Annotated in this window: 11 protein-coding genes and 1 other RNA gene; 10 read left to right on the forward strand and 2 right to left on the reverse strand. The window is 48.1% G+C overall.

Annotation, left to right across the window (positions count from 1 at the left end; all coding sequences use genetic code 11):
- The first annotated feature begins 39 nt into the window (after window positions 1-39).
- From V7Q13_RS12270 to V7Q13_RS12310, 9 genes are all read left to right on the forward strand, one after another.
- Window positions 40-879: a prephenate dehydrogenase gene (locus V7Q13_RS12270; RefSeq protein ID WP_333800967.1), complete on the forward strand. Its 840-nt coding sequence runs from the start codon at window positions 40-42 to the stop codon at window positions 877-879.
- 48 nt (window positions 880-927) lie between these two features.
- Entirely contained in the window at window positions 928-2577 is a 1650-nt protein-coding gene (locus V7Q13_RS12275) for a DEAD/DEAH box helicase (protein WP_333800968.1), read from the forward strand.
- A 43-nt stretch (window positions 2578-2620) separates the two neighbouring features.
- Window positions 2621-3709 carry a chorismate mutase gene (locus V7Q13_RS12280; RefSeq protein WP_333800969.1) on the forward strand — a complete coding sequence of 363 codons (1089 nt, stop codon included), beginning with the start codon at window positions 2621-2623 and terminating at the stop codon, window positions 3707-3709.
- A gap of 20 nt (window positions 3710-3729) precedes the next feature.
- Entirely contained in the window at window positions 3730-4749 is a 1020-nt protein-coding gene (aroB, locus tag V7Q13_RS12285) for a 3-dehydroquinate synthase (protein WP_333800970.1), read from the forward strand.
- A 19-nt stretch (window positions 4750-4768) separates the two neighbouring features.
- Window positions 4769-6076, forward strand: a complete 1308-nt coding sequence (gene aroA / locus V7Q13_RS12290; protein WP_333800971.1) for a 3-phosphoshikimate 1-carboxyvinyltransferase — start codon at window positions 4769-4771, stop codon at window positions 6074-6076.
- Between the two features lie 9 nt (window positions 6077-6085).
- A complete protein-coding gene (locus tag V7Q13_RS12295; RefSeq protein WP_333800972.1) occupies window positions 6086-7375 on the forward strand; it encodes a chorismate synthase in 1290 nt (429 codons plus the stop codon).
- A gap of 162 nt (window positions 7376-7537) precedes the next feature.
- Window positions 7538-8503, forward strand: a complete 966-nt coding sequence (locus V7Q13_RS12300) for a polyprenyl synthetase family protein (protein ID WP_333800973.1) — start codon at window positions 7538-7540, stop codon at window positions 8501-8503.
- A 54-nt stretch (window positions 8504-8557) separates the two neighbouring features.
- On the forward strand, window positions 8558-10240 hold the full coding sequence (locus tag V7Q13_RS12305; RefSeq protein ID WP_333800974.1) for an amino acid permease: 1683 nt from the start codon (window positions 8558-8560) through the stop codon (window positions 10238-10240).
- 195 nt (window positions 10241-10435) lie between these two features.
- Window positions 10436-11470 carry a Smr/MutS family protein gene (locus V7Q13_RS12310; protein ID WP_333800975.1) on the forward strand — a complete coding sequence of 345 codons (1035 nt, stop codon included), beginning with the start codon at window positions 10436-10438 and terminating at the stop codon, window positions 11468-11470.
- A 162-nt stretch (window positions 11471-11632) separates the two neighbouring features.
- On the opposite strand, the gene V7Q13_RS12315 is transcribed toward V7Q13_RS12310, so the two are convergent.
- Window positions 11633-11887: a Txe/YoeB family addiction module toxin gene (locus V7Q13_RS12315; RefSeq protein ID WP_333800976.1), complete on the reverse strand. Its 255-nt coding sequence runs from the start codon at window positions 11885-11887 to the stop codon at window positions 11633-11635.
- The gene (locus V7Q13_RS12320) at window positions 11887-12141 is read right to left on the reverse strand and encodes a type II toxin-antitoxin system Phd/YefM family antitoxin (RefSeq protein WP_157478427.1); all 255 of its coding nucleotides are present in this window, start codon (window positions 12139-12141) and stop codon (window positions 11887-11889) included. The genes V7Q13_RS12315 and V7Q13_RS12320 overlap by 1 nt, the downstream gene beginning before the upstream one ends.
- A 92-nt stretch (window positions 12142-12233) precedes the next feature.
- On the opposite strand from V7Q13_RS12320, the gene rnpB reads away from it, so the two are divergent.
- Window positions 12234-12670: RNase P RNA component class A (gene rnpB, locus V7Q13_RS12325), an RNA gene on the forward strand.
- Window positions 12671-12810: the final 140 nt, after the last annotated feature.

Raw genomic sequence — 12810 nt, forward strand, 5'->3', positions numbered from 1 at the left:
ACTTGTTGGGAAACCAACAAACGAAATTTTGAACAGATAATGAAAGTAGCAATAGTGGGCGTGGGGTTGATTGGCGGATCTGCAGCATTGGTATTGCGGCAGAAAGGTCTGGCCACGCATATTATTGGTGTAGAAGCCAGCCCGGCGCATGCCGCCAAAGCCATCGAGTTGGGTATTGTAAATGAAGTGCTGCCCCTGCATGAAGCCATTGCCAACAGCGAAGTAGTCATCCTTGCAGTACCAGTAGACAGTGCTATTGATGTATTGTTGCCCGTGCTCGACCTCGTTACCACTCAAGTGGTCATGGACATGGGCTCCACCAAAGCACAAATTATTGATGCTGTTGCATCGCATCCAAAGCGGGGCCGCTTTGTAGCAGCGCACCCCATGTGGGGTACCGAGTTTAGCGGTCCGGAAGCAGCAACCGTGTATGCTTATGCCGGAAAGGCAGCCATTATTTGTAACGCATCAGACAGTGATGCAGATGCCTTAGCCACTGCAGAGCAATTATTGAAAAACATAGGCATGTACCTGGTATATATGGATGCACACGACCATGACGTACACACTGCCTATATCAGCCACATTTCACACATTACTTCTTTTGCACTGGCCAATACAGTGCTGGAAAAAGAAAAAGAAGAACAAGCCATTTTTGAGCTGGCCAGCGCCGGTTTTGAAAGCACAGTGCGTTTGGCCAAAAGCAACCCCGATATGTGGGTGCCCATCTTTCGGCAAAACCGCGACAATGTACTGGATGTGCTCAATGAACACATTGCACAGCTGCGCAAATTCAAAGCTTGTTTGGAAAAAGAAAATTGGGATTATCTGCGAGAGTTGATTGGCAATGCCAACAATATCAAGCGTATTTTAAAATAGAAAAAATGTGCTGCAGGCCTGGGCGGTGTGTGGCACGAATTAAACAACATGAGTGACTTTAGCACATTGGGCCTGAATGACCAACTCCTTGCCGGTATTGTAAAGCTTGGATTTGAAACGCCAACAGAAATTCAAACAAAAGCAATTCCGCTGCTGCTGCAGGGAACCCGCGACTTTGTAGGTCTTGCACAAACTGGTACTGGTAAAACCGCAGCATTTGGTTTGCCTCTACTGCACCTGATCGACAAAACACAGAAACATCCACAAGCATTGGTGGTTTGCCCTACCCGTGAGTTGTGTATGCAAATTGTAAAAGACCTCGAATCATTTGGCAAAGCTGGCGGCGGCGCCAAGGTTTGCGCAGTGTATGGTGGTACTTCTATCACACAGCAAATTCGTGATTTGCGTCACGGTGTACAGATTGTTGTTGCTACCCCCGGTCGCCTCATCGACCTCATCGAACGCAAAGCTATCGATCTTACAAAGATTGGTTATGTGGTGTTGGATGAAGCTGACGAAATGCTGAATATGGGCTTCAAAGAAGACATCGATTTCATTTTGGAATACACACCCAACCGCAACAGCATGTGGTTGTTCAGTGCTACTATGCCACCTGAAATACGCAACGTGGCCAAGCGTTTTATGAACCAGCCGGTGGAAGTGAGTGTAGGTAAAATGAATACCACCAATGTCAACATCGACCACCAGTATTTTGTAACAGCACAACCGCACCGTTATGAAGCACTGAAACGCTTGATTGATTTCAATCCTGACATCTACGGCATCATTTTTACCCGTACTAAAATGGATGCACAGGAAATTTCTGACCGCCTTACCAGAGAAGGTTACAACGTAGATTCTTTACATGGCGATTTGAGCCAGCAGCAACGCGACCGGGTAATGAACGGCTTTCGCAGCAAGGCTTTGCAGCTGGTAATTGCCACCGATGTTGCTGCCCGTGGTATCGACGTTTCTGGCATTACACATGTCATCAACTTCGAGTTGCCGGATGATGTAGAAGTATACACGCACCGTAGCGGTCGTACCGGCCGTGCTGGTAAAACCGGTATTTGCCTGAGCATTGTAACTGCACGTGACGTTCGCCGTATTCGTGATATTGAACACATCGTGAAAACGAAGATGAACCGCTTGGAAATTCCTTCTGGTAAAGACGTTTGCCGCAAACAATTCTTTCATTTCATGGATAAGCTCCTCGCTACCGACATTAGCCATGGCGATTACGAAACTTATCTGCCCATGCTTACAGAAAAGTTTGCTCATGTTTCCAAAGAAGAAGTGTTGCAGCGTGTAGCAGCGTTGGAGTTCGATCGCTTCCTGAAGTATTACGAAAATTCTATTGATCTCAACATCAAAAAATCTGCTGAGCGTCCTTCACCGGGAGGTGGCGACCGCAAACCATTTGAACGCCGCGATACAAAAGGCCGCAGTTTTGAAGGTGGCGAAGGCAACTACCAAAAGGTATTTGTGAACCTCGGTACCAAAGACGGTTTTTACAAAGCCAGCTTCCTGCAATACATTTTAGACCTGAGTGATTTGCGCAAAGATGTACTGGGCAGAGTAGACCTGAAAACCATGAACAGCTTTGTAGAAGTGGACAAACAACACGTGAAAAAAATGATCAAGGCCATTGATGGTAAAACCTACAAAGGCCGCAAAATCAGGATGAACGAAGCATAAAATTGACACCTTTTTATTCAACTCTCCATAAAGAACCAACAACATGAGTACTCAAGCAGTCGAAAAGATTTCACTGGCCCAGGAAGCCTGGGAGAAAAGACCATTGATTATTAGTGGACCTTGTAGCGCTGAAACAGAAGAACAAGTAATTGAAACTGCACAACGCCTTGCGAAAACCGGAAAGGTAAATGCCATTCGTGCAGGCATTTGGAAACCCCGTACACGGCCCGGTAGTTTTGAAGGAGTGGGTACCAAAGGTTTGCCGTGGATGCAGCAGGCCCGCAAAATCACTGGCTTGCCCGTAGCTGTGGAAGTGGCTACAGCCAAGCAGGTAGAAGATGCCTTGCATTTTGATGTTGATATTTTATGGATTGGTGCCCGCACCACGGTAAACCCTTTTAGTGTGCAGGAAATTGCCGATGCACTCAAAGGTGTGAAAGTACCCGTGCTCATTAAGAATCCTATCAATCCTGATCTCGAACTGTGGATAGGTGCAGCAGAACGTGTAGCCAAAGCAGGTATTGATCAAATTGGTTTGATTCACCGTGGCTTTAGCAACTACGGCAATACCGAATTCCGCAATGCACCCATGTGGCACCTGGCCATCGAAATGAAGCGCCGTAATCCGGGTATGATGATGATCAACGATCCTTCGCACATTTGTGGCCGTCGGGATATTTTGCAGGATGTAGCGCAGAAAGCCATTGACCTCGACTTTGATGGGTTGATTGTTGAAACCCATATCGATCCGGACAATGCATGGAGCGATGCCAAGCAACAAATTACACCAGAAGTATTTGGTGAAATGCTCGACCGGATTGTTTGGCGGAAAGAAGACATAGACTCTGCTGATTTTCATAGTGTGCTTGAAAAAATGCGTCAACAAATCAACCACCTGGATGATGAACTGATGACCTTACTCGGACAACGCATGAAGATTGCTGACAAAATTGGTCAGTACAAAAAAGACAACGCGGTAACTATTTTGCAAACTACACGCTGGAATGAAATTCTGGAACGTGCCTACCAAAAGGGTGACCCGTTGGGGTTGAGCAAAGAGTTCATTACCCGTTACATGGATGCTGTACACATGGAGAGCATCAACCGTCAGAACAAAATCATGAATAGCTAAGCATTTCAACAAGCTTGTAAATGATACAACAGGAAATTGCCATTGCTGGAAGTACCGTGCAGTATGTGTTTAATGCCGGGCTAAGTAAGCTGAGTTCGTTGTGCGATAAAAAAAGCACAGTCATCATTACTGATGAAAACGTTTTTGCCGCACATGGCAGCAAAATGAAAGGCTGGCGAACCATTGTACTCAAGCCAGGCGAAGCGTACAAACAACAGTCGGCCATAGATAGCATTTTGGGCCAGCTGATGGAGATGGAAGCTGACCGCAGCACCACACTCGTAGGCATTGGTGGCGGCGTAGTAACCGATATGACGGGCTATGCCGGCGCTGTGTACATGCGGGGTGTTCGCACTGGTTTTGTGCCTACTACTTTACTGGCCATGGTCGATGCATCGATTGGTGGTAAAAACGGGGTAGATGTAGGCGTGTACAAAAATCTGGTGGGTACTATTCGTCAACCGGCTTTCCTGTTGTTCGATACAGCATTGTTACAAACATTGCCCGAGTTGGAATGGCAAAATGGTTTTGCTGAAATCATCAAGCATGCTGCTATCAAAGATGCCAACATGTTCAAAGAGTTGCAGCAACACGACTTGCGTTATTTTAAACAACAGAAAGCAGCCTTGAAACAGCTGGTGATGAAAAATGCGTTGCTGAAAACATCGGTGGTAAAAAAAGATCCCTTTGAAAAAGGCGATCGTAAGCTGCTGAACTTTGGGCATACGCTTGGCCATGCCATTGAAAATGACCAACAACTATCGCATGGTTATGCAGTAGCTGTGGGCATGGTATATGCGGCACATTTATCGCAGCAGCTATTGCAGTTTAAGCAACCATTGGATTTGATTCAAACCATTGAACAATACGGATTGCCTACGCATGCCGCTTTTGATATGCAACGGGCATTGTACAACATGCGCCACGATAAAAAACGGGTGCGGGATGTAATGCACTTTGTATTGTTGCAAAAGCTGGGCAAGGCTGTTGTGCATCCCATTGCTATCAAACAGCTTGAAAAACTGTTGTTATCTCACTAAACAAAAGAAGACTACAGGAATGGTAGTAGGCATACAACCAGGAAAAATATCGGGCAGTGTAACTGCCAATGCCAGCAAGAGTGCCATGCAACGGGCTTGTGCTGCTGCATTGCTGAAGAAAGGTGAAACCATCATTCATAACCCCGGCAATTCCAACGACGACCTGGCGGCATTGGCCATCATCAAAGCCATGGGGGCTGAAGTAACGGCCAATGAAGCAGACAACAGTTTACGCATCATGGGTAAAGGGTTGCCTTTTTTGCATCAGCCCGAACAGGCCGCTATTCATTGTGGTGAAAGCGGGTTGAGCATTCGCATGTTTACCCCCATTGCAGCACTGGCTACGCAACCCGTTACCATTACTGGTGAAGGTAGCCTCACGGTAAGGCCCATGCACTTTTTTCAGGAAGTGTTGCCGCAACTGGGTGTGCAGGTGCAAACCAATAACGGGCTTGTGCCTATGCAAGTGAGCGGACCTTTGCAGCCAACCGATATTACCGTTGATGGTTCATTGAGTTCTCAGTTTCTTACAGGTTTGCTTATGGCTTATGCAGCAGCTAATGCCAGCGGCGTCAGCATTTATGTAAACGACCTGAAGAGCAAGCCTTACATCGATCTCACCCTGCAGGTGATGAAACAGTTTGGCTTGAAAACGCCAATCAATCATCAGTACGAAAGATTTGAATTTACATCTGAAGAAGCTGCAGCTGGTGCAGATAATTTTGTAGTAGAAGGCGATTGGAGCGGTGCTGCATTTTTGCTGGTGGCTGGTGCGGTATCCAACGAAGTATTGGTAAAAGGCATTTACAATAGTTCCCGCCAGGCCGATAAAAAAATCATTGATGCCATCCTCGATGCAGGTGCACAGGTGAGGGTAGAAGAAGACCAGGTGTGGGTGAAAAAGGACAAGCTCGAAGCCTTCGAATTTGACGCCACCGATTGTCCCGATTTATTTCCGCCGTTGGTAGCATTGGCTGCCAATTGCACAGGTGTGACACACATCAAAGGACTCCGTCGCTTAAAGCACAAAGAAAGCGACCGCGGCGTAACCCTGCAGGAAGAATTTGCCAAGCTGGGTGTTCGCATAGACCTCAACGATGACCTGATGTTGGTGCATGGCACCGGCGAATTGCGGGTGAATAATTTTACGCTCAATTCGCATCATGACCACCGCATCGCCATGGCAGCTGCAGTGGCAGCTATCAATGCAGATTTTGGTATTCAAATTCGCAATGCCGATGCTGTCAATAAATCGTATCCCGATTTTTGGAAGCATTTAGCGGCGTTGGGTATTTCTGTACAAAACCAATCCACGTTGGTTAAATAACTTGCTCGTATGAATCAGTTTGGAAAATTGTTCCGCGTCAGCATATTTGGTGAATCTCACGGTCCGGCGGTGGGCATCACCATTGATGGATTGCCCACTGGATTGCCCCTGAGTGCAGCCGATTTTTTGCCCGACTTGGAGCGTAGAAAAGGCGGCACCCAGAAAGGCACCACGCCCCGTCAGGAAGATGATTATCCCATTTTTCAAACGGGATTATTTCAAGGCCGTACTACGGGTGCACCACTCACCATCATTTTCGAAAACAAGAATACCCGCAGCGGCGATTACCAAAAGCAACGCTCCGTGCCTCGCCCCGGCCACGCCGATTGGACAGCACACCACAAGTATGGCGGCTTCGAAGATTTTCGCGGTGGTGGTCATTTCAGCGGCCGCCTTACCGTGTGTGTGGTAGCTGCAGGTGTGATTGCTAAAAAGTTGTTGGGCAATGCCACTGTAAGTTCCAATATATTATCAATAGCCGGCGAACCAACCATTGAAGCGGGACTGGAAAAAGCCATAGCGGCCAAGGACTCTGTGGGTGGTATTGTTGATTGCCGCATCACCGGATTGCCCGCAGGTTTGGGCGAACCCTTTTGGGATTCTGCAGAATCACTGTTGAGCCATGCCGTGTTTGCCATTCCGGCCGTTCGTGGTATAGAGTTTGGTACCGGTTTTGCTGCCGCCAACATGTTTGGTGTAGAGCACAACGATGCCATTATCAGCAACGATGGCCGCACCGCAACCAACCATGCTGGTGGCATTGTAGGCGGCATTACCAATGGCAACGAAGTGTATTTTAAAATTGCTATCAAGCCGACATCTTCCACACCAAAAGATCAATTCACATTGAACTGGGAAACCGGTGAAATGGAAAGTTTTTCTGTAAAAGGAAGACACGATTTGTGCATTGCGTTGCGGGTACCACCAGTACTGGAAGCCGTGGCCGCTATGGTAATGGCCGACCTGATGATGCAGCAAGGATTGGTGCCCCGCATTTGGCAGGCACCGGTGTATCATGTTACCACCAAAGCTGCCTGGGAGCAAGCTTTGCAATTGGGTAAATACGAAGCTCCATCGCTGCATACAGAAGGGTTTATTCATACCAGCGATGCGCATCAGGTTGCAGGCGTACTCGAACGCTTCTATGCCGGGCAAACGGATTTGCTGCGTTTGTGTATCGACCCTGCCAAACTGGATGTGCATTTGAAATACGAAGCCGCTTCAGATGTACCGGAACTGTTTCCACATATTTACGGACCCATCCCGGTGCAGGCTGTAATAGCTGTAGAAGCATTGTAAGCCTCCTTGTTCTTACCAAACAAAAAGCCGTTGATTCGTCAATGGCTTTTTGTTTTACTGCAACAGGAGCCAGGTAGTACCAACGTCGAATGCGATTGTGCATCCATCATTCAATCATTTCAGGTATTTTGCGCCGTTGGTTCTTCAATTCAAATTCATTGTATGCATAGTTTGGCCGAGTTGACGCGTTTGTTTGCTGACCGTTTTGATGTGAATCATTTTCCGGAAAAGCCAGCTTCTTTGTATGATCCTAACCGTTATTTTTTACAGCTGGGCGGCAAGCGCATTCGCCCCTTGCTGGTGCTCATGGGCAATGAGTTGGTGGACGATATTAAAGAAGATGCCTGGCATGCCGCTTTTGCCATTGAGTTGTTTCACAATTTTACTCTCATACACGACGATATTATGGATGCTGCAGCCTTGCGCCGTGGCATGCAAACCGTGCACCACAAATACGGTCAAAATACAGCCATACTGGCGGGCGATGTAATGCTGGTAAAAGCCTACGATTACCTCAACCTGTTGCACCGCGATGTAAGCCGGCCGGTTACAGCACTCTTCAACAAAACAGCTGCCGAAGTATGCGAAGGCCAGCAACTCGATATCGATTTTGAACAGCAGCCCAATGTGCAGTTGGAAGAATACATTGAAATGATTCGCCTCAAAACTTCGGTGCTCATTGCTGCTGCGTTAAAGATGGGTGCTATCATTGGTGGTGCGGGCAAGGGTAATCAGGAACACCTGTATGCCTTTGGCGAAAACCTCGGCATAGCCTTTCAGGTGCAAGACGATTACCTCGATGCCTTTGGCGATCCGGAAAAGTTTGGCAAAGAAGTGGGCGGCGATATCCGGCAGAATAAAAAAACATTCCTGGCCATTCATACCCGTGATGTTGCCAGCGATGCACAACGCCAACAACTGCAAACGCTGATGCAGGAAAACCCTGCCGATAAAGTGCAACAGGTACTGAGCATTATGAAAGCCTGTGGGGTAGATGAGTGGGCTTTGCAACTGAAGCATCAATATTTCGATAAGGCTATGCAACACCTCGAAGCAGTGGCAGTGCTCAGTAGCCGCAAACAACAGTTGTACGATCTGGCTAATTCCCTGATTGCCCGGGATCATTAATCCACCGCATCTTTTCCTGAATAGTCCTATTTTTCAGCCATATACCACAACTACATGTCACTGTTTAGAAAGAAAAGTATTTCGGCCATGTCTGCCGATGCCGGTCACGATGGCCACGGACACGGGCTTAATAAAATTCTGACCGTAAAAGACCTTACCTATCTCGGCATTGCTGCGGTGGTGGGTGCCGGTATTTTTTCTACCATTGGCTCTGCCGCGGCAGATGGTGGTCCCGGTATTTCTTTGCTCTTTGTGATTACCGCCATTACCTGTGGTTTTTCGGCGTTGTGCTATGCAGAGTTTGCCAGCCGGGTGCCCGTGAGTGGTAGTGCATACACCTATGCGTATGTAAGTTTTGGCGAACTCGTAGCCTGGATTATTGGCTGGGCCCTCATTCTCGAATATGCCATTGGCAATATTGTGGTGGCCATTAGCTGGAGCAGTTATTTCAACAACCTGCTGCAGGGCATCAATATCCACCTGCCGTTTTGGATGACCACCAACAGCAGTGCTGCCGGCGAGGCGTATACTGCAGTGCAACAATCTTTGGCTACGGGCAAAGTGGCCGATGCTGATATGCTGGAAATCATCAATGGCTACAACAGTGCCCCGGTGATAATGGGCTACAAATTGTTTATGAATATTCCGGCGTTTGTGATTGTGGCGCTGATTACCGCCCTGGCTTACAAAGGCATTCAGGAAAGTAAGAAGAGTGCCAATGCCATGGTGATTTTCAAAATAGCCGTGATAATACTCGTCATCATTCTCGGTTTCTTTTATGTAAATACCGATAACTGGAACCCATTTATGCCCAATGGATTTAAGGGCGTATTGCAGGGGGTAAGTGCTGTATTCTATGCCTACATTGGTTTTGATGCCATCAGTACCACAGCCGAAGAATGTAAAAATCCGCAGCGGGATTTGCCCCGGGGCATGATGTATTCGCTGCTCATTTGTACCATCCTGTACATCCTCATTGCGCTGGTGCTCACCGGCATGGTGCATTACTCTGAGCTCAATGTAGATGATCCTCTGGCGTATGTATTCGATAAGCTGGGCCTCAAGTGGATTGGTTACATCATCAGCATCAGTGCGGTGATAGCTACTACCAGTGTGTTGCTGGTGTTTCAACTGGGTCAGCCCCGCATCTGGATGAGCATGAGCCGCGATGGTTTGCTACCCGGTGCTTTCGGTAAAATTCATCCCAAGTACAAAACGCCTGCCTTTGCCACCATTGTTACCGGTTTGCTGGTAGGCATTCCTACTTTGTTTGTGCCCGGCAGCCTCATGACCGACCTCACCAGCATTGGAACGCTCTTTGCCTTTGTGATTGTGAGTGGCGGTGTGTTGCTGTTGCCCCGCATCAATGGCAACCAGCAGGCGGGCAAATTCAAACTCCCCTACATCAACGGGCAAATCATCATCCCCGTGTTGGTGGCAGCGTTTATCTATGCCTTCCGCACCCGCTTCAGCGAAGCCATCAGCAATTTTGGCCACGAAAACCATCAGGAAATGTTGTTCCTGCTGTTTGTTGCCATTGCCATAGTGGTAGCGGTGTACAGCATCCTCAAAAAACTGTCGGTGATACCCGTGCTCGGTGCCCTCAGCTGCATGTACCTCATGATTGAGATTCCCACCATCAGCTGGCTGTGGTTTTTTGCGTGGATGGGCCTTGGCCTTGCCCTGTATTTTGTATACGGCTACCGCAAGTCGAAGCTGGCCAATACTGCAGCATAGTTTTTTTGGGTAATCAGCTTCGGTACTCATGGCATCTTCGTTGTGTCACTCTCTTCAACGGCAGTGCATTTCTGTACTATGAAAAATACAGCCAATATTCCACTGCAACCATTGTGCAGCCTGGCTGTTGTTTACCTTTGCCAGCTGCCAATGGCAGTTCATCATTTTTAAAAGCCCCTGTTGGGGTTGGGGTTTATGAAGTTTGAAATAGGCGACAACGTAGTAGTAAAGCACAGCAACGAAGACGGCAAAGTGGTAGACATTTTGGGCGACAAAATGGTGTTGGTAGAAGTGCGGGGCGTTCGTTTTCCGGCCTATACCGATCAGCTCGATTTTCCGTACTTCAAACAGTTCAGCAGCAAAAAACTGTTTGAAGAAAAGAAGCCACCCAAAAAATACATTGAAGATGTAAAGCGGGAAAAAAATCCGCCCAAGTACAAAGTGGCCGAAGGGCTGTGGCTGGTTTTCTTCCCCGTATTTAGTAAAGATGTGTTTGACGATGATGTGGTGGAAGAACTCAAGATTTACCTCGTCAACCAAACGGACAATGGGCTCAGGTTTCGCTTTTGGCTCAACTATGCCGGCGAAACCGAAATGGAGCTGCAAAACGAAGTGCTGGCCCTGCAGGATTTTTACCTAATGAACATTCCCTTTGAGCACCTCAACGATAACCCTTCTTTCGAGTTTGAGTTTAGCCTCATTACGCCGCAAAAAAGCAAGGCCGAATATTACGAAGCCACCTACAAGCCCAAGGGCAAGCAGGTGTTCAAACAGATTGAAGTGCTGAAGCAAAAGGGCGATGCCTTCTTTACACAGCAGTTATTCGACCGCTACCCCGATAAAACCAAGATAGAAGCAGAGCCTTTTGTAGCCGATCCGTTTTCGCAGCTCAGCAAGGCCGGTTTTAAAGTGTTGGCCGGCAAAAAGCTACCCAATACCGAACCGGCGCCGCCTTCGGTGCTCGACCTGCACATTGATAAACTCACCAACGACTACCGCAACATGACGGCGCATGAAAAGCTGACACTGCAGCTGCGGGAGTTTGAAAAATGGCTCGACAAAGCCGAGCTGCACTACATGAAACACCTGTGGGTAATACATGGTGTGGGCAGCGGCCGCCTGAAAGAAGAAGTACACGAAATGCTCAAGCTCCGCGACAATGTGAAGAGCTTTATATCGCAATACCATCCCTGGTACGGCCATGGCGCAACGGAGATATTTTTGAAGTAAACTGTGGACAGTTGGCAGTATACAGTTTGCAGTTTGCAAGTAATACAGCCCTGCAAAATACCAGCCTCAATCTGCTTCCGTCAGTGGACAGTTTGCAGTGGGCAATTTGCAGTTTGCAAGTAAGGCTGCCCTGCAAACTGCAAACTATAAACTGCAAACTTTTCAATAATGATACCTGCATTGCACTACATGCAATCTGTCTTCATACACCCGATACACGAAGCGGTGTTCGCCGGTGATTCGGCGGCTCCAATAGCCGGCATAGTTGGCTTTTAGCGCCTCGGGTTTACCACGTCCGTCAAATGGTGTACGCAAACATTCCTTAATCAAATCGTTGATTTTTTTCATCACCGCTTTATCTGTTTGCTGCCAATACAGATAATCTTCCCATGCATGTATGTCCCACGAAAGCTGCATCAGGGTTCGATAAGTGCATGTTTTTCCGACAGACCTTTTTTATCTCTGGCGATTGCTGCGTCGAGCCTGGCTTTGTTGGCCGGCGACTTCATCAGGTGCAGGGTTTCCATCAAGCCGTTGTATTCATCCAGGCTAATGATGACAGCGGTTTCCTTTTCATTGCGGTTCACCATCACGGTTTCGCCGTCCTTGGTCACACTATCAAGTGTGTCCTTCATTTTGGCCCTGAATGCGGTGTAATTAATCACTTTCATAGAAACGGATTGAGTACAATATTACGTACTTAATCCGGGTCGTTCAATTTTATTTCCCCCTCCGGGGGCAAGGGGGCTGTATCTTTACCCCGCTATCAGTGAAGGCTATCGCTGCTGCTGCAAGGCAGGAGAGGAAAGTCCGGACAGCGCAGGGCAACCCATCCCGCTAACGGCGGGACATCTGCTATGCTGATCCCGATAACAATCGGGAGAAGCTGGCAGGTCGAGACAGTGCCACAGAAAATAACCGCCTTGCTGTTCATCCCCCTCCGGGGGTATGGGGGCCGGGCAAGGGTGAAAACGGGAGGTAAGAGCTCCCGATGGTTGGTTGCAAGGCCAGCCATGGGTAAACCTTGGGTGCTGAAATGCCATGTATAGGAGTGGATGAAGGCGGCCCGCCTGACCTCGCCACCGGCGAGACGCTCCAGGGTAGGCAGATGCAGGCAGTCAGCAATGGTTGTCGTAGATAAATGATAGCAACACCGTTTCGGCGGCGTTACAGAATCCGGCTTATGCAGCTGGTAGCACATGAAGCCACTTCAGGAAATGTTCTGGGGTGGCTTCGCCATTTGTGGGATTATTTGAATGGTTCGGGTGCTATAAAGTAAGGCGGAGTGTAGGCGGACCCAAAATTCGGCAGTTAATAATTAGAGTATCTGTCTAATTTTA

This window comes from Phnomibacter sp. (assembly GCF_036803085.1).
Taxonomy (GTDB): domain Bacteria; phylum Bacteroidota; class Bacteroidia; order Chitinophagales; family Chitinophagaceae; genus Phnomibacter.